Raw genomic sequence first — 16463 nt, forward strand, 5'->3', positions numbered from 1 at the left:
AACTTGTTACTTTCATCTGAGAGGAAATACCTGTCGTGATTCGTGCAATAGCTCAAGAAGGTGCAGCGGGTGTCGCCACTGCGGTCGCTGAAAGTGTTCAGTACCAGGGCCGCAAGGCCAGCCGACAGGGCAGCGAGCAGCGACGACAGGAAATCCTGGATGCTGCCATGCGCATTGTCGTGCGTGACGGTGTACGGGCCGTAAGGCACCGTGCGGTGGCCGCCGAGGCGCAAGTGCCGTTGTCGGCGACCACTTACTATTTCAAGGATATCGATGACTTGCTCACCGATACCTTCGCCCAATACGTGGAACGCAGTGCGGCGTACATGGGCAAACTGTGGGTGAACAACGAAGGCCTGTTGCGCGACATGATCGCCAGTGGCGATGGCAGCCCGCAGGCGCGCTCGAAACTGGCGGACGATATTGCGCGACTGATGACCGATTACGTTCACCGGCAACTGGTCAATCGCCGTGAACATTTGATGGCCGAGCAGGCGTTTCGTCAGGAAGCATTGCTCAACCCGCGCCTGGCCGAGCTGGTGCGCTCGCATCAGCAAATCCTCCTGCAGGGCTCTTGCCAGCTGTTCCAGGTGCTGGGCTCGCGCGAGCCGCATCAGGATGCCAAGGTGTTGACGGCGATTATCGGCCGGATGGAATATCAGGGGCTGCTCAACGTAGACGAGCCTGCCGCCGAAGAGGAAATGCTCGGCATCCTGACGCGCTACATGCACCTGGTGCTGGCGTCGGTGTAGTTCCGGGCGGGAGTTACCTCTGTAGGAGCGAGCCTGCTCGCGAAGGCGGCTTAACATTCAACATTGATGTTGTCTGGCACACCCTCATCGCGAGCAGGCTCGCTCCTACAGGTCAGCGGTGTATTCATAGGGAGTATTGAATGAAAGCCTGGCGTGTCGTTGTGATCGCCTTGTCGTTCCTGCTGCTCAGTGGCTGTCTGGTGGCCTTCAAGGAACCGCTGCCTGCCAGCGACCCCGCGCCCAAAGGATTGCTCGGCAAATGGACCAGCACCAATGCCTGGGGCGAGCCGCTCAACCTCGAACTGACCCGCATCGGCGACAACCGCTATCAGGCCGTCAGCTACTACCGGGCCAGGCCCAGGGAACGTGAAGCCTACCCGTTCACCCTGTCGCGCCATGGCAACCGCTGGTACCTGTCGGCGAAGGTGCCGGCGCAATTCGGCGGGCATTTCACCATCGGCGGGTTTGAGCTGACCGACAAGCATGAACTGGTGGTCTACAACCTCGACCTCGACCAGATCAACCAGGCCATGAAGCAAAAAGCCCTGAGCGGTGAAAGCTTCCAGACCAACGACGGCGATGGCGTATTGATCGACAGCCACATGGATCAAGTCGCCGCCTACCTCGACGACCCGGCCAACTCCGATGTGTTCGTCGAAGCGGTGCGCTATCAGCGTCAGGCCAAAGCCAAATAACCGGCACCAACAGGTTTCTACAGGAGTTTCGCGTGGACGATTACCAACAGTCGATACGCATTTTGTCCGATCGCATTGTGGTGGCGCAGACGCCGATCCGCGTCCTCGATGCGGTCAAATGGGACGACAACATTCGCAAGGGCTTCCTCAAGGCCCAGGGCAAGGAAATGCCGGCGGTTGACCGCGACTACTACCTCAACCGGCCGCTGGCGTTCGATTCCAGCAAAGTGAAGCTGGAGTTCCAGAACATCGAGCGCGACATTACCCGCCAGCTCGGTCAGTTCAACCCGGTCGGCCAGATCATGCGGCGCATGTGCAAGGAATACCGCATGGTGGTGCGTATGCTCGAAGCGCGTGGCACCGAGGATTTCGGCCTGATTTCCCAGGAGTTGTACGGCGCCGCGTCGGACGCATTCCACGCCGGCGATCCGACGCTGTCTGACCTGGGCATGATGCTGTCCGAATACCTGAACAACATCGACGGTCGTGGTGACCTCAAGGATGAACCGAAGACATTGACCGCCAAGGAGGCCGTCAGCCTGCTGCAACACCGCTTGAACAAGGTGTTCGGCGAGGCCGAGGAAACAATCCGGGTGTTCGAGTCCGACGGCATCGTCGCCGATGCGGCGGCGGGCGCCGACTACATCAAGATCCGCGCCGACGCGATGTTCAACGACCGCGATGTGCGCGCCCTGGAAGTCCACGAAGGGCTGGTGCACGTCGGCACCACCCTCAACGGCCTGAACCAGCCGATCTGCACCTTCCTCTCCAAGGGCCCGCCCTCGTCGACGGTGACCCAGGAAGGCCTGGCGATCCTGATGGAAATCATCACCTTCGCCTCGTACCCGAGTCGCCTGCGCAAGCTCACCAACCGTACCCGCGCCATTCACATGGTTGAGGAGGGCGCGGACTTTTTGCAGGTGTTCGAGTTCTTCCGCGAGCAAGGTTTCGAGATGCCCGAGAGCTACAGCAACGCCAGTCGCGTTTTCCGTGGCTCGGTGCCGACAGGTCTGCCATTTACCAAAGACTTGTCCTACCTCAAGGGCTTCATCATGATTTACAACTACATTCAACTGGCCGTGCGCAAAGGCAAGCTGGAGCAGATACCGCTGTTGTTCTGCGGCAAGACCACCCTGGAAGACATGCGCACCTTGCGTCAGTTGGTGGACGAAGGCCTGGTAGTGCCGCCCAAGTACCTGCCGGAACAGTTCCGCGACATGAACGCGCTGTCGGCGTGGATGTGCTTCTCCAACTTCCTCAACCACCTGAGCCTGGACCGGATCGAGGCGGATTACTCCAATATTTTGTGAGCAACGGGTCCCCCTGTGGGAGCGAGCTTGCTCGCGATGGCGGCATAACATTCAACATGGGTGCAAGCTGACAGATCGCTATCGCGAGCAAGCTCGCTCCCACAGGGGATTGTGTTCCAATCCATTTTTTGCGAGGTTTCACCGGATGAGAACCCTCGGCATCCTCTGCCTTCTCCTGGTCTTGAACGGTTGCAGCTCGCTGTTGTTCTACCCCGAACCCGGCCAGTTGTTCACTCCGGAAAAGGCCGGGCTCGAATACCGCACCATCACCCTGACCACCGCCGATAGCCTCAAGCTGAATGCGTGGTGGCTGCCGGCGAAGAAGGGTGTCGAGGTCAAAGGCACGGTGCTGCACCTGCACGGCAACGGCGGCAACCTGCCCATGCACCTCGGCGGCAGTTTCTGGTTGCCGAAAAATGGTTACCAGGTGTTGCTTGTGGACTATCGCGGTTACGGCTTGTCCGAAGGCGAACCGAGCTTGCCGGCGATCTATCAGGACATCGACGCCGCATTCGCCTGGCTGGACAAGGCGCCGCAGGTCAAGGGCAAGCCGTTGATCCTGCTCGGCCAGAGCCTTGGTGGCTCGATGGCCGTGCATTACCTGGTCCAGCACCCGGAACGGCAGAAACAACTCAAGGCCATCGTCCTCGATGGTGTCCCCGCCAGTTACCGCAGCGTGGGCCGGTTTGCCCTGAGCACCTCGTGGTTGACCTGGCCATTCCAGGTGCCGTTGTCGTGGCTGGTGCCCGACGGCGACAGCGCGATCAACTCCATGGCGCAACTCAAGGATGTGCCGAAACTGCTCTACCACAGCATCGATGATCCGATCGTGCCTCTTTCCAACGGCATCCGACTGTATCAAGCTGCGCCGCCGCCGCGGGTGCTGCAACTGACCCGTGGTGGTCATGTGCAGACGTTCGCCAACCCGGTCTGGCGCAAGGTCATGCTGCGTTATCTCGATGACCCGCAGCATTTCAACGGCCTGCGCCGGTTGGGTGAAATCCCCAACTACCCGGCACCCCCGAATTCAGAAACCGAACCACCAGAGAGTCCGCAATGAGTGAAGAACGTAACGCCATCCCGCTGATCATCACCGGTATCTGCAGCATCCTCGGCACCGTCGGCGCCCTGTGGTGGTACGGCTACCTGCACTTTGCCAAGCCTGAGGATGCGTTGCTGCTCAACGAATTCACCATGCTCAAGACCATTCCGGGCGAAGACTACAAAGTCTCCCTGGAACCGGCCGCCCAAGTGGCGCAGTGCATTGATGGGGTGCTGGTGCTGTTCGACATGGAACAGAAAGGCCTGACCGGCGTGCTGGTCGATGGCAAGAAAAAAGCCGTGCGCTGCATGGGGCAGGAAACGCCGCAGAAGCTGGAGCCGTAAGCTAAATCTGTGGCTATCAAAATCCCTTTGTGGGAGCGAGCTTGCTCGCGATGATGGCCTGACATTCAACACATGTGTTGTCTGACACTCCGCCATCGCGAGCAAGCTCGCTCCCACAGGTATTGTGTTGTGGCTGATTATTGGGTGTAAGAACTCACCGCCGAACGCGGCATCACTGGCTGACTGTCATTGGAAATGGTCACCTCCACCCGACGGTTCATCGCCCGACCCGAGGTACTGCTGTTATCCGCCACTGGGTACTCTTTGCCGTAACCCTGGGCGACGATCCGCGCCGGATCAACGCCCATCTTCACCAGCGCAGCACGTACGGAGCCTGCGCGACGTTCCGACAGCGACTGGTTGTGCGACGCCGTACCGGTGCTGTCGGTATAGCCCTCGACAATCACTTTGCGCTCGGGGTTTTCCTGTAGGTACTGCGCCAGTTTGTTGATGTTCGCCAGGCCGTTGGCTTTCAGCTCGGCCTTGTCGGTGGCGAACAGTACATCCCCGAAGGTCACCAGCGTCCCGCGATCGGTTTGCCTGGCGTTGAGGCTGTCCTTCAACTGTTTTATCTGCTGGTCCCGGGCGTCGAGGCGGGCCTGAGCCCGTTGCGCCGAGGCATCTTTCAGACTGGCCTCTGCGGTGCGCAGGGCGATGGTCTGCTTGGCCACTTCGACGCGCTGGTTGGACAAATAGGCAAGCTGGTCGACCTTGGCGGCGTCCTCCTTGTCCATGTAGGCCTTATCGGCCTTGTCCAGATAGTCGCTGGCTTCCTTGGTTTCCAGCGCCGCGACTTTGCTGGCCTGCGGATCGGCTTGCAGGCCGGTGTAGTTGCTGCGGGCCTGTTCGAGGTTGGCGTTCGGTGGTGTGGAGCAGGCCGCCAGGGCTACGGTGACAGCCAGCAGGGCAGGGATCATCAATTGATTGGGTTTCATGATTTCGTCCTTTTAGTCGAGTGGGAATGCGGGGGTGCCGCGCCGCTTACTGAACGGTGCGCTGGCTTTCCTGACGCAATTCCTGAACGCCTTTCTGCGCGTCCTTCACTGATTGTTCGGCCTTCATCGCCTGGGCCTTACGCTCGGCCACGCGAGCGTCCCACTCGGCCTGTTCGGCGAGCATCCGGGCCTGGTCATATTTCTTGTCGTGCATGGCGATTTCGGCTTGCTTGAGCTTGTCCTGGGCAGATTTCATTTCCACGGCGGCGAACTCGGTGCCGCCGGCGCTGACGGCGTCGTTGACGGCCGATTGGGTGACCGCGTACTGCTCGGTCGGCGGGTTACCGGCGCAGCCGGCCAGGACCAGGCAGCTGCCCAGGGCCAATGCCGCCAGTTTCAGGCTTTGCGAACAGGTAAATGAGGGGGTTCCGGTTCGGGTTTTCATGGTCTTCAACTCCATTGGGCCAATTCCTGAAAAACGTCGAAGTCCACCCTGGGCAAGGTACTGAAACCATCGATTGCGGGGTATTTTGAAACGCTCGTCCCAGGCGTGGTTACTTGGGTTGACCCGAGGCTTTTTTTGAAAGTTCAGAGAAATTAGTCAGCCATTGAAAAAGCCGTGATCGAATGGACAGGGCTCTAAGGCGGGGATTTACATGACGCGAAGCGCTATGCAGGACCTTTTACAGGTCCGTAGAAGCGCAATTTTCGAAGTGAAATACAGGCCAATGTGGGAGCGAGCTCGCTCCCACAGGTACAGCTGAAAATCAGTGCTTCTGTTTGTCGTCAGGCATCGACAAATCGTGCAAATGCCGACGTGACAGCGCCAGAAAGCGCGGGGTCGGTCCAATGTCTTCGTACAGTGGATCGCCTTCTTCATCGGTGGCGACCACGGTCGAGCCTTTGACGTACGGGAAGCTTCTTTCCAGCTCTTCCAGCGCGGCGCCGATCAGGTCGCCGAGCAGTTCTTCGGGATGCCGCTTGGGGTACATCTCGACGAGCGCGGCCAGCCGTGCGGCAGACTCCACGTCCAGATGAATCGAGTAGCCGGTGTCGGTCAGGCGACCTTTGGCGTTTTCTTCCCAGTGGTGGGCAAGCTCGCGGATTTTCATATTGACCTCATTGCGCTCCCGCTCGTGGCAGGCAGGGTGAGTGTCCGGCATTGGCCGGCGACAGCCATTGTGCGGCTTATCTTCAGACTAGCTTCAACAGGCAAGGTTTAAAGTCCCTTCGTCGTCTTGCTTGTAAGAACCCGTCTGGGGCGGCACTCTCTAGGTTCTTAGCCGCCCGGATTTTTGCTGGAGACCTGCTGATGACCGATATTGATGCACGCTTGCGCGAGGATGTTCACCTGCTGGGTGAGCTGTTGGGCAATACCATTCGTGAGCAATATGGCGACGGTTTTCTCGACAAGATCGAGCAGATCCGCAAGGGCGCCAAGGCTGACCGGCGCGGCTCCATGGACGCCGAGCTCAGCGCCAGCCTCAACCAGTTGACCGAAGACGAATTGCTGCCGGTGGCGCGGGCGTTCAACCAGTTTCTCAACCTGGCCAATATCGCCGAGCAATATCAGTTGATTCACCGCCGCGAGGAATCCCAAGAGGCGCCGTTCGAAGCCCGGGTACTGCCGGAGTTGCTCGCGCGTCTGCGCGCCGAGGGGCATGGCGCCGACGCGCTGGCCCGGCAACTGGGTCGGCTGGAGATCGAACTGGTACTTACGGCGCATCCCACCGAAGTTGCACGCCGCACGCTGATCCAGAAGTACGACGCCATCGCCGCGCAACTGGCGGCTCAGGATCACCGCGATCTGACCGGTGCCGAGCGCGAGCAGATCAAGACCACCTTGCAACGCCTGATCGCCGAAGCCTGGCACACCGAGGAAATCCGCCGCACGCGCCCCACGCCGGTGGACGAAGCCAAGTGGGGTTTCGCGGTGATCGAGCATTCGCTGTGGCAGGCCATTCCCAATTATCTGCGCAAGGCCGATCAGGCCCTGCACGCCGCCACCGGCCTGCGCTTGCCATTGGAGGCCGCGCCGATTCGCTTTGCCTCGTGGATGGGCGGCGACCGCGACGGCAACCCGAACGTGACGGCAGCGGTGACCCGAGAGGTTTTACTGTTGGCGCGCTGGATGGCAGCCGATTTGTACCTGCGCGATGTCGATCGCCTGGCCGCTGAGCTGTCGATGCAGCAGGCCAGCGAGGAATTGAAGGCCAAGGCGGGAGACAGCGCCGAACCTTACCGGGCAGTGCTCAAACAGCTGCGCGAACGCCTGCGGGCGACGCGCAACTGGGCACACGCCGCCTTGTCGACGCCAACGCCGGCACCGGTCGACGTGCTGCAAAACAACCGCGAACTGCTCGATCCGCTGGAGCTTTGCTACCACTCTTTGCACGAGTGCGGCATGGGCGTGATCGCCGACGGGCCGTTGCTCGATTGCCTGCGCCGGGCAGTGACGTTCGGACTGTTCCTGGTTCGTCTGGATGTGCGCCAGGACTCGTCGCGGCACACCGCGGCGATGACCGAAATCACCGACTACCTTGGCCTGGGAAGCTACGAGGACTGGAGCGAGGAAGAGCGCATCGCCTTTCTGATGCGCGAATTGAGCAATCGTCGTCCCTTGTTGCCGGCGTACTTCAAACCTGGCGCCGACACCGCCGAGGTCTTGGCGACCTGCCGGGAAGTCGCCGCTGCGCCTGAGGCATCCCTCGGGTCCTACGTGATTTCCATGGCCGGTGCGGCTTCCGATGTACTGGCCGTGCAGTTATTGCTCAAAGAGTCCGGCGTGTTGCGGCCGATGCGCGTGGTGCCGCTGTTTGAAACCCTGGCCGACCTCGACAATGCCGGCCCGGTGATCGAAAAGCTGCTGCTGTTGCCCGGCTATCGCGCGCGCCTGCAAGGGCCGCAGGAAGTGATGATCGGCTACTCCGACTCGGCCAAGGACGCCGGCACCACGGCGGCGGCCTGGGCGCAGTACCGGGCACAGGAACGTTTGGTGGACATCTGTCGTGCGCAGCAAGTGGAACTGCTGTTGTTCCACGGTCGCGGTGGCACCGTGGGGCGAGGCGGCGGCCCGGCCCATGCGGCGATCCTGTCGCAGCCACCGGGTTCGGTGGCGGGGCGTTTCCGCACCACCGAACAGGGCGAAATGATTCGATTCAAATTTGGCTTGCCGGACATCGCCGAACAGAACCTCAACCTGTACCTGGCCGCCGTGCTGGAGGCGACCTTGCTGCCTCCGCCGCCACCTACGCCCGAGTGGCGCCATTTGATGGACGAACTGGCCGCAGACGGTGTCAGTGCTTACCGCGCCGTGGTGCGGGAAAATCCACAGTTCGTTGAGTATTTCCGCCAGTCCACGCCGGAACAGGAGCTCGGTCGTTTGCCACTGGGCAGTCGTCCGGCCAAGCGCCGGGCCGGGGGGATCGAAAGCCTGCGGGCGATTCCGTGGATTTTCGGCTGGACCCAAACGCGCCTGATGCTGCCGGCCTGGCTGGGTTGGGAAGCGGCCCTGAGCAAGGCCCTGGAGCGTGGCGAAGGCGAACTGCTGGGGCAGATGCGTGAGCAGTGGCCGTTCTTCCGCACCCGCATCGACATGCTGGAAATGGTCCTGGCCAAGGCCGATGCCGACATTGCGCGGTCCTACGATGAGCGTCTGGTGGAGCCGAATCTGTTGCCATTGGGTGCGCACTTACGCGACCTATTGTCGCAGGCGTGCGCCATCGTTCTCGGCCTGACCGGGCAGTCGCAGCTGCTGGCACATAGCCCGGCGACCCTTGAGTTCATCCGCTTGCGCAACACCTACCTTGACCCGCTTCATCTATTGCAGGCCGAGTTGCTGGCCCGTTCGCGACAACAGGACGTAGCGCAGGGCAGCCCGGTAGAACAGGCCTTGCTGGTGTCTGTGGCAGGGATTGCCGCCGGTTTGCGAAACACCGGCTAAGATTTTTGCCGTGGGTCAGGCATCCGGCAGGTGAGCCGGGTGCCGCCGTATGACGGGTTGAAAAGTGCTGTCAGGCGACAGTTAATGATGGGGTTGCGACTTGGCAAACCGCGCGCAATGGTCGCAAGAGGCAGCGGTTTCTCCGACTTTTGGCGTCTTGTGTGGGCGCAGCCTGCTGTGTATCTTGATCAGCCTTTGGCCGTTTGGGCGGTCACGACCCTATTTTTGAGATTGGCCCAATGAGGCGAATCTGACGTTATCCATATAAAAAATTGAGGAGCACATCGATGCGCGTCATTCTGCTGGGAGCTCCCGGGGCCGGTAAAGGTACTCAGGCTAAGTTCATCACCGAAAAATTCGGCATTCCGCAAATCTCCACCGGCGACATGCTGCGTGCAGCGGTCAAGGCCGGCACCGAGCTGGGCATCAAGGCCAAGGGCATCATGGATGCCGGTGGCCTGGTGTCCGATGACCTGATCATCGCACTGGTCAAGGACCGCATCGCCCAGTCCGACTGCGCCAACGGTTTCCTGTTCGACGGCTTCCCGCGCACCATTCCCCAGGCTGAAGCCCTGGTGACGGCCGGCGTCGAGCTGGATGCAGTGGTTGAAATCGCCGTCGAAGACGAAGAAATCGTCCAGCGTATCGCCGGTCGCCGCGTTCACGAGGCCAGCGGCCGCGTGTACCACATCGTCTACAATCCGCCGAAAGTGGCCGGTAAAGACGACGTCACCGGTGAAGATCTGGTGCAGCGCAAGGACGACACCGAAGAAACCGTGCGTCATCGCCTGTCGGTCTACCACTCCCAGACCAAGCCGCTGGTGGATTTCTACCAGAAGCTGGCGGCTGCCAACGGCAAGCCGCAGTACAGCCATATCGAAGGCGTCGGTTCGGTTGAAGCAATCACCACCAAGGTACTTGCGGCCCTGAGCTGAAAAGTCTGATCCGCAGCATCATCCACGGCCCGCTTGCGGGCCGTAGTTGTTTATACTGACGCACTTTTTCTGACCTCTCTTGTGGAAACATTGATGAGCACCTTGCTGGCCCTGGACACCGCGACTGAAGCTTGCTCCGTTGCCTTGCTGCATGACGGCAAGGTCACGAGCCATTACGAGGTGATCCCGCGCCTGCATGCGCAGAAGCTGTTGCCGATGATCAAGCAATTGCTGGCCGATGCCGGGACCACCCTGCAAGCGGTCGATGCCATCGCGTTTGGCCGTGGCCCGGGCGCCTTCACCGGCGTACGCATCGCCATCGGCGTGGTGCAAGGCCTGGCGTTTGCCCTGGATCGCCCGGTGTTGCCGGTGTCGAACCTGGCCGTGCTGGCGCAACGTGCGTTGCGCGAACACGGCGCCACTCAGGTGGCCGCTGCCATCGATGCGCGCATGGATGAAGTGTATTGGGGTTGCTACCGCGAAACGGCCGGGGAGATGCGCCTTGTGGGTGCTGAAGCGGTACTGCCGCCGGAGTCCGCTGCATTGCCGGCCGATGCCGACGGCGAGTGGTTCGGCGCAGGCACCGGTTGGGGTTATGGCGAGCGTATCGCCGTCAGCCTGAGCGGGCAGGATGCGGGCATGTTGCCCCACGCTCAAGACTTGCTGACCCTGGCGCGGTTTGCCTGGGAACGTGGTGAGGGGATCGTGGCCGATGAGGCGCAGCCGGTTTATCTGCGTGACAAGGTGGCGACGCCTAAAGCGCGATAGATCCTATACCGAGTTGTACCTATCGCGAGCAAGCTCGCTCCCACAGTGATTGGGGTTGTCCACAGGATTTGTGAACACATCTGTCCCCTGTGGGAGCGAGCTTGCTCGCGATGCGATCTACCAGTTATAGCCAATCATCAGTTTCTAACCCCAGCTTTTAAACCTTTTGCCTTTTATGTGTTCTAGTTATCACTCGGCGGTTTGCGAAGTGGAAAATGCGCCACTAAACTGCCATCACTGATTCCGAGTATGCACGCATGCGTATAGACGGCGCCTCTTCTCAGTCCTACCCCATCAAGCGCAAACCTCGCCAAGGCCGCGTGGTGGAAGACGACGTCATTGATATCGACGGCGAGCTGGAATTCCCGACTGAAGAGCAACTGGCTGCCCGCGCCGCCAGAGCCTCTGCGCAAAAACTGAGCAATCTTCCCGCCCGTCAGCAAGACATGATTTACCACCGTGCCATGAGCAAAAGCGTGGCGACAGCCCTGGCCAGCTACCTGAGCACCGCCGGTTTTGTCGATTGGGAAGCGGATGTGCTGGGTCTCGACCTGTACATCTGATGTTGCTGCCGTATTACCTCGGTTGTCCGTCCTGGAGCGAGAACGCCTGGCGCGACTACCTGTATCCGCCGGACGCCAAACCCGCCGATTTTCTTGATCTCTATTCCCAGGTTTTCAATGCCGTGGAAGGCAACACGACCTTCTATGCGAGCCCGGCTGCCAGCACCGTGCAGCGTTGGGCCGATACCATGCCCGAACATTTTCGTTTCACCGCCAAGTTTCCCGGCGAGATCAGCCACGGTGGAGACCTGCGCGAGCAGCTGACCGCCGCCGAAACCTTCGTGCAATTGCTCAGCCCTCTCGGCGAGCGGGTCTCGCCACTGTGGTTACAGCTGTCGAAAAGCTTCACGCCCCAACGTTTGCCCGAACTGGCCGGATTTATTGATGCCATGCAGCGGCCGCTGGCCGTGGAAGTGCGGCATGACGAGTTTTTCGCCAAGGGTGACAGCGAGCGAATGCTCAACCGTCTGCTGCTGGATCGTGGAGTCGAACGCATCTGTCTCGATCCCCGTGCGCTGTTCAGTTGCACCTCGACCGAACCTTCGGTGCTCCACGCTCAATCGAAGAAACCCCGTGTGCCACCGCGTCCGGCGGCATTCACGCAATGCCCGCAGGTGCGTTTTATCGGCCATCCGACGCTTGAGGCCAACGACACGTTCCTGGAACCGTGGGTCGAAAAAATCGCGGTGTGGATCGAAGAAGGCCGCACGCCGTATATTTTCCTGCACACCGCCGACAACCTGCTGGCCGCGAAGCTGGCGCAGCGTTTTCATGCCCGGCTTATGCTGCGTTTGCCTGGCTTGCCGGCGCTGCCTGAGCTATACAGAGAACCCGCCATCGAGCAACTTGGCCTGCTCTGAGGCGGATTCTTTCCCCTCTTCAGGAGCCTGCCCAATGGATGCGCAAACCCTTCGAGCCCAAGCGTTCAAAGCCCTTCACGAACGCCCCGGGGCTTTTGTGATTCCCAATCCGTGGGACGCCGGCTCGGCGAAAATGCTTGCCAGCCTCGGCTTCGAGGCGCTGGCGACCACCAGTGCCGGTTATGCCTTTTCCCAGGGCCGTGCCGATGGCGGATTGACCCTCGACGATACCCTGCTGAACGTTCAGGCGATTGTCGCCGCCACCGATTTGCCGGTTGCCGTGGACCTGGAAAACGGCTTTGCCGACAACCCGGCCGACTGCGCGAAAAGCATCTTGCGCGCAGCAGGGGCCGGTGCCGTCGGTGGTTCGATCGAAGATGCCACCGGCCGCGAAGAAGGCCCGATCTACTGTTTCGAACACGCCGTGGCGCGAATCGAGGCCGCTGTGGCTGCCGCTCGCAGTTTGCCGTTCCACTTTACGTTGACTGCCCGGGCGGAAAACTTCCTGCACGGCAATCCCGATCTGGCCGACACCATCCGCCGCTTGCAGGCATTCGCCGAGGCCGGTGCCGACGTGCTCTACGCGCCGGGCCTGCGCAGCGCCGAGGATGTGTTGGCGGTGGTGCGCGCCATGGCGCCCAAACCGGTGAATGTGTTGATGTCGGGGGGCTTGAAGCTGACGGTCGCGCAGTTGGGTGAGATGGGCGTCAAGCGCATCAGCGTCGGTTCGGCGCTGGCACTGGCGGCCTATGGCGAATTCTTTCGCGCCGCCGAAGAAATCCAGACGTCAGGCACGTTCGGTTTCACCTCCCGGTCGATGCCGTACCAGAAGGCCAATCAATTCTTCAAAGGCTGAAGGTCAGGCGGCGATACGCAGGTTCTGCAAGATGATCGGGCGGGCCCAGCCATTATCGAAATCGAGTTGTTTCTGCTGCTCCATCAGTTCTTGCGGCGAGAACGGCGGGAACGGCTTGTCGAGCAGGTCGAGTTCGAATTTGGCAATAGGCAAGTGCAGCGGACGCGGTTGCGGGGCAGGGCCTGCTTCGTATACCGGCTGACCGGCTTTCAGCACGATCGGGCGAACCCAGCCGCTTTCGAAGTCCTGCTGTTTTTGCTGGGCGACGATTTCATCCGTCGGGAACGGTGGACGTGGTTTGTCTGCCAGGTCCATTTCGAATTCGGCAATCGGCAGGAACAGTGGCTCGGGCGGGCGGATTACATTGTCTTTCACCTCGCATTCGCGCTGGGACAGGATGTGCTCCAGCAGCTCGCTGCCGACGGTCGGCTCGACAGGGCTTTCGAGATCGACCGGTGGAAAGTTCAGCGATTGCGGCAGCACTTCACCCGACTGTTCAGCCAGCGCCCGGGCAAAGAAATCCTGCCAGATGTGGCTGACGCCGCTCAGTGCCTGGGTGTTTCGCAGGTTGTAGTCGCCGTAGGGCGAGATAAAACCTGTGAATGTGGGTTGAATGTCTGACATTTCTCTCGGTCGACGCTCAGCTCTGGCAAAATGCTCGATAGTTTTGTTATCGGCCGTTTTTGCCGATCATTAATTTTTTGAGCGTGTTTTCCGATGATTGATCAACCTGCGGCCTGCCGCATCCATGTCCAGGCCCTGGACGCGGCTTTTGAGCCACAAGCCGAGCAATGGGCCGAGCGCCTGGGCTTGCCGATGCAAGTGGTGGACGGCGAATTCGCCTTGCAGGTGGGCGATCAGGGTTTGCAGTTGCAACAGCTGGGGCCGGATGCGCCAGGCCCGGTGCGGGTGGACTTCGTCGAGGGCGGTGCGGCCCATCGCCGGTTGTACGGCGGCGGCAGCGGGCAGATGATCGCCAAGGCTGTTGGCATCGCTCAAGGCGTGCGTCCGCGGGTGCTGGATGCCACGGCGGGGCTGGGTAAAGACGCGTTCGTGCTGGCCAGCCTCGGTTGCGAGATGAGCCTGATCGAGCGTCAGCCGCTGATTGGTGCCTTGCTGGAAGACGGTCTGGCCCGTGGCGCGGAAGATTTCGACGTGGCGCCGATCGTGGCGCGCATGCACTTGCTCAAGGGCAATTCGATCGAGGTGATGCGTAACTGGGAAGGCGAGCCGCCGCAGGTGATCTATCTCGACCCGATGTTCCCGCATCGTGAGAAAACTGCGCTGGTGAAGAAGGAAATGCGCCTGTTCCGGCCGCTGGTGGGCGATGACCCGGATGCGCCGGCATTGCTCGAAGCCGCCTTGGCCCTGGCCAGCCACCGGGTGGTGGTCAAGCGCCCGCGCAAGGCACCGTGCATCGACGGGCCGAAGCCGAGCCATGCGCTGGATGGCAAGTCCAGTCGGTATGACATTTATCCGAAGAAGGCGCTCAAGCCGTAGGACCGAGTCGCCCCAATCGCGAGCAGGCTCGCTCCTACAGGGATCTATGGTGTTGCATAGAGCCAGTGTAGGAGCGAGCCTGCTCGCGATAGCTTTAGCCCGGACACTGCAAATCCATCAGGCATGCTCAGGCCGATAAGCCCGCATAAACAACCCCACCACTTCCCGCACATGGCTCTCCGCCGCCTCGCCAACCGGCGGCTCGCCGCAGCCATACAGCAAGCGGAAATTCCCGGCGCCCTTGAGCAGGCAGAAGAAGTGCTCGGCCGCGTTGTGCGGCTTGTCGATGCGCAGCACACCGCTTTCATCGATCTTGCTCAGCAGGCGTTCCATGCCATGCAGCATGCGCTCCGGCCCGGCTTCGAAGAATATCTGCGACAGCTTTGGGTCCTGGCTGCCCAGGGTCATCATCAAGCGGTGCAGGTTCACTGATTCATCACTGTTGATCAGTTGATGAAAACCGCGCGCGATGTTCAGCAGCACGGTTTCCACCGCCGCGCCTTCCGGCAATTCGAAAAACAGCGGTGGTAACTGCTCCTCGCACTTGGCCATCACGGCGGCGGAGAACAGCGTCTCCTTGTCGTTGAAGTGGCTGTAGACCGTCAGCTTTGACACACCGGCCTCGGCTGCGACGGCATCCATGCTGGTATTGGCATAACCCTTACTCAGAAACAGCGCTTTGGCCGCATCGAGAATCGCCTGGCGCTTGACCAAATCCTTGGGTCTGCCTGGGCCACTGGGTGCTGAAAGATTGTTTGGCATATTCGTTTTTATTACTGGACTGGTGAGTTTGCTATTAATAACATACTGCTCAGTATAATTATTCAAAGCACCATTAGCGAAAGGTCCTTCACCATGTTCCGCTATGCCTTGCCCCTCGCGTTGCCAATCACCCTGGCTTTTTTATTGTCTGCGTGCGGTCACGAAGAGGCGCCGCAGGTTAGTGTGCGTCCGGCCATGGTGGTCCAGCCAGAGCCTTCGGCGCAGTCGATGGAAAGCTATCCCGGTGAAGTTCGCGCGCGTTATGAGCCGGACCTGGCGTTCCGTATCGGCGGCAAAGTCAGCCGACGACTGGTCGAGGAGGGGCAGCGGGTCAAGGCCGATCAACCCTTGGCGGAGCTCGACCCCCAGGATGTGCGCCTGCAACTGGAGGCCACTCGCGCCCAGGTCGCCGCCGCCGAAGCCAATCTGAATCTGGTGCGTTCCGAGCGTGATCGCTACAAGACCCTGATGGAACGCCAGCTGGTCAGCCGCTCGCAGTACGACAACGCCGAAAACCTCTACCGCTCCGGCGAAGCGCGCCTCAAGCAAATCAAAGCCGAATTCAACGTTTCCAATAACCAGGCCAGTTATGCCGTGTTGCGTGCGCCGCAGGACGGTGTCGTGGCCAAGCGTCTGGTGGAAGTCGGGCAAGTCGTGGCCGCCGGGCAAACGGTGTTCACACTGGCTACCGATGGCGAGCGTGAAGTCTTGATCAGCCTGCCAGAGCAGAATTTCGGTCGCTTCAAGGTCGGTGAGCCGGTGTCGGTGGAACTCTGGACTCAACCCGATCAGCGATTTGAAGGGCGTATCCGTGAGCTGTCGCCGTCGGCTGATCCAAAATCCCGCACCTTCGCGGCCCGCATTGCCTTCAGTTCCGGCAAGGTTCCTGTCGAGCTGGGCCAGAGCGCCCGAGTGTTCGTGCAGGCCGCCGACGTGGTCCCACTGTCCGTTCCGCTGTCTGCGCTGACGGCGGAAAACGGCGTGACCTATGTCTGGGTCGTCAGCGCCAACAACACCTTGAAGAGAACCCCGGTGCGAATCGGTGCCTTTGGCGAAAAAACCGTACCGGTACTTGAAGGGCTCAACGCCAGCGACTGGGTGGTGGCCGCCGGTGTCCATGTGCTTCTCGAAGGGCAGCAGGTGCGCCCGGTGGACCGCTCCAATCGCGTGGTCAATCTGGCGGACAAGGAGTAAGCCC

The 16463-nt window shown here is 60.7% G+C and carries 18 protein-coding genes; 13 read left to right on the plus strand and 5 right to left on the minus strand.

Translation table 11 applies throughout. The annotated features are described in order from the left end of the window. Positions 1–35: 35 nt before the first annotated feature. The 5 genes from AC1DU9_RS04225 to AC1DU9_RS04245 all read left to right on the plus strand — a co-directional run bounded on the left by AC1DU9_RS04225 (position 36) and on the right by AC1DU9_RS04245 (position 4143). Complete coding sequence (locus tag AC1DU9_RS04225) at positions 36–752, plus strand: TetR/AcrR family transcriptional regulator (protein WP_223458310.1); 717 nt, start codon at positions 36–38, stop codon at positions 750–752. A gap of 140 nt (positions 753–892) precedes the next feature. Beyond that, a complete protein-coding gene (locus tag AC1DU9_RS04230) occupies positions 893–1447 on the plus strand; it encodes a hypothetical protein (protein WP_223458312.1) in 555 nt (184 codons plus the stop codon). Positions 1448–1479: 32 nt separating this feature from the next. After that, entirely contained in the window at positions 1480–2757 is a 1278-nt protein-coding gene (locus AC1DU9_RS04235) for a flavohemoglobin expression-modulating QEGLA motif protein (protein ID WP_223458314.1), read from the plus strand. 145 nt (positions 2758–2902) lie between these two features. Next, complete coding sequence (locus AC1DU9_RS04240; RefSeq protein ID WP_223458316.1) at positions 2903–3817, plus strand: alpha/beta hydrolase; 915 nt, start codon at positions 2903–2905, stop codon at positions 3815–3817. Beyond that, a complete protein-coding gene (locus AC1DU9_RS04245; protein WP_223458318.1) occupies positions 3814–4143 on the plus strand; it encodes a PA3694 family proteiin in 330 nt (109 codons plus the stop codon). Before AC1DU9_RS04240 ends, AC1DU9_RS04245 begins: the two co-directional genes overlap by 4 nt. A 137-nt stretch (positions 4144–4280) precedes the next feature. On the opposite strand, the gene lptF is transcribed toward AC1DU9_RS04245, so the two are convergent. From lptF to AC1DU9_RS04260, 3 genes are all read right to left on the minus strand, one after another. Continuing rightward, positions 4281–5078, minus strand: a complete 798-nt coding sequence (gene lptF, locus AC1DU9_RS04250) for a lipotoxin F family OmpA-related lipoprotein LptF (protein WP_223458320.1) — start codon at positions 5076–5078, stop codon at positions 4281–4283. A gap of 46 nt (positions 5079–5124) precedes the next feature. Next, positions 5125–5538, minus strand: coding sequence for a DUF4398 domain-containing protein (locus AC1DU9_RS04255; protein WP_223458323.1), 414 nt, complete (start codon positions 5536–5538; stop codon positions 5125–5127). A gap of 307 nt (positions 5539–5845) precedes the next feature. After that, positions 5846–6190, minus strand: coding sequence for a pilin assembly protein (locus tag AC1DU9_RS04260; RefSeq protein WP_104450704.1), 345 nt, complete (start codon positions 6188–6190; stop codon positions 5846–5848). 200 nt (positions 6191–6390) lie between these two features. Between AC1DU9_RS04260 and ppc the strand changes: the two genes are divergently transcribed. From ppc to AC1DU9_RS04290, 6 genes are all read left to right on the plus strand, one after another. Next, positions 6391–9021 (plus strand): phosphoenolpyruvate carboxylase, encoded by a 2631-nt coding sequence (ppc, locus tag AC1DU9_RS04265; protein WP_223458325.1) that lies wholly within the window; start codon positions 6391–6393, stop codon positions 9019–9021. 287 nt (positions 9022–9308) lie between these two features. Then, entirely contained in the window at positions 9309–9956 is a 648-nt protein-coding gene (adk, locus tag AC1DU9_RS04270) for an adenylate kinase (RefSeq protein ID WP_223458327.1), read from the plus strand. A 93-nt stretch (positions 9957–10049) separates the two neighbouring features. Continuing rightward, positions 10050–10724, plus strand: a complete 675-nt coding sequence (gene tsaB, locus AC1DU9_RS04275; RefSeq protein ID WP_223458329.1) for a tRNA (adenosine(37)-N6)-threonylcarbamoyltransferase complex dimerization subunit type 1 TsaB — start codon at positions 10050–10052, stop codon at positions 10722–10724. 257 nt (positions 10725–10981) lie between these two features. Continuing rightward, a complete protein-coding gene (locus tag AC1DU9_RS04280; protein ID WP_223458331.1) occupies positions 10982–11287 on the plus strand; it encodes a hypothetical protein in 306 nt (101 codons plus the stop codon). Continuing rightward, positions 11287–12147, plus strand: coding sequence for a DUF72 domain-containing protein (locus AC1DU9_RS04285; protein WP_223458333.1), 861 nt, complete (start codon positions 11287–11289; stop codon positions 12145–12147). The genes AC1DU9_RS04280 and AC1DU9_RS04285 overlap by 1 nt, the downstream gene beginning before the upstream one ends. Positions 12148–12181: 34 nt before the next feature. After that, positions 12182–13003 carry an isocitrate lyase/PEP mutase family protein gene (locus tag AC1DU9_RS04290; RefSeq protein WP_223458335.1) on the plus strand — a complete coding sequence of 274 codons (822 nt, stop codon included), beginning with the start codon at positions 12182–12184 and terminating at the stop codon, positions 13001–13003. 3 nt (positions 13004–13006) lie between these two features. On the opposite strand, the gene AC1DU9_RS04295 is transcribed toward AC1DU9_RS04290, so the two are convergent. Continuing rightward, positions 13007–13627: an energy transducer TonB gene (locus AC1DU9_RS04295; RefSeq protein WP_223458337.1), complete on the minus strand. Its 621-nt coding sequence runs from the start codon at positions 13625–13627 to the stop codon at positions 13007–13009. A 93-nt stretch (positions 13628–13720) separates the two neighbouring features. Here AC1DU9_RS04295 and AC1DU9_RS04300 point away from each other — a divergent pair, with 93 nt between their 5' ends. Next, entirely contained in the window at positions 13721–14503 is a 783-nt protein-coding gene (locus AC1DU9_RS04300; protein WP_263289623.1) for a class I SAM-dependent methyltransferase, read from the plus strand. 117 nt (positions 14504–14620) lie between these two features. On the opposite strand, the gene AC1DU9_RS04305 is transcribed toward AC1DU9_RS04300, so the two are convergent. Then, positions 14621–15265, minus strand: coding sequence for a TetR/AcrR family transcriptional regulator (locus AC1DU9_RS04305; protein WP_223458338.1), 645 nt, complete (start codon positions 15263–15265; stop codon positions 14621–14623). Positions 15266–15358: 93 nt separating this feature from the next. Between AC1DU9_RS04305 and AC1DU9_RS04310 the strand changes: the two genes are divergently transcribed. Next, positions 15359–16459 (plus strand): efflux RND transporter periplasmic adaptor subunit, encoded by a 1101-nt coding sequence (locus AC1DU9_RS04310; protein WP_223458341.1) that lies wholly within the window; start codon positions 15359–15361, stop codon positions 16457–16459. The last annotated feature ends 4 nt before the right edge of the window (positions 16460–16463 follow it).

The organism is Pseudomonas sp. P4_C1 (assembly GCF_056402155.1).

Bases quoted from the DNA above. Each gene is read 5' to 3' on its own strand.
- AC1DU9_RS04230 (WP_223458312.1), top strand. From the start codon at position 893: ATGAAAGCCTGGCGTGTCGTTGTGATCGCCTTGTCGTTCCTGCTGCTC.
- AC1DU9_RS04240 (WP_223458316.1), top strand. From the start codon at position 2,903: ATGAGAACCCTCGGCATCCTCTGCCTTCTCCTGGTCTTGAACGGTTGC.
- AC1DU9_RS04245 (WP_223458318.1), top strand. From the start codon at position 3,814: ATGAGTGAAGAACGTAACGCCATCCCGCTGATCATCACCGGTATCTGC.
- lptF (WP_223458320.1), bottom strand. From the start codon at position 5,078: ATGAAACCCAATCAATTGATGATCCCTGCCCTGCTGGCTGTCACCGTA.
- AC1DU9_RS04255 (WP_223458323.1), bottom strand. From the start codon at position 5,538: ATGGAGTTGAAGACCATGAAAACCCGAACCGGAACCCCCTCATTTACC.
- AC1DU9_RS04260 (WP_104450704.1), bottom strand. From the start codon at position 6,190: ATGAAAATCCGCGAGCTTGCCCACCACTGGGAAGAAAACGCCAAAGGT.
- ppc (WP_223458325.1), top strand. From the start codon at position 6,391: ATGACCGATATTGATGCACGCTTGCGCGAGGATGTTCACCTGCTGGGT.
- adk (WP_223458327.1), top strand. From the start codon at position 9,309: ATGCGCGTCATTCTGCTGGGAGCTCCCGGGGCCGGTAAAGGTACTCAG.
- tsaB (WP_223458329.1), top strand. From the start codon at position 10,050: ATGAGCACCTTGCTGGCCCTGGACACCGCGACTGAAGCTTGCTCCGTT.
- AC1DU9_RS04280 (WP_223458331.1), top strand. From the start codon at position 10,982: ATGCGTATAGACGGCGCCTCTTCTCAGTCCTACCCCATCAAGCGCAAA.
- AC1DU9_RS04285 (WP_223458333.1), top strand. From the start codon at position 11,287: ATGTTGCTGCCGTATTACCTCGGTTGTCCGTCCTGGAGCGAGAACGCC.
- AC1DU9_RS04290 (WP_223458335.1), top strand. From the start codon at position 12,182: ATGGATGCGCAAACCCTTCGAGCCCAAGCGTTCAAAGCCCTTCACGAA.
- AC1DU9_RS04295 (WP_223458337.1), bottom strand. From the start codon at position 13,627: ATGTCAGACATTCAACCCACATTCACAGGTTTTATCTCGCCCTACGGC.
- AC1DU9_RS04300 (WP_263289623.1), top strand. From the start codon at position 13,721: ATGATTGATCAACCTGCGGCCTGCCGCATCCATGTCCAGGCCCTGGAC.
- AC1DU9_RS04305 (WP_223458338.1), bottom strand. From the start codon at position 15,265: ATGCCAAACAATCTTTCAGCACCCAGTGGCCCAGGCAGACCCAAGGAT.
- AC1DU9_RS04310 (WP_223458341.1), top strand. From the start codon at position 15,359: ATGTTCCGCTATGCCTTGCCCCTCGCGTTGCCAATCACCCTGGCTTTT.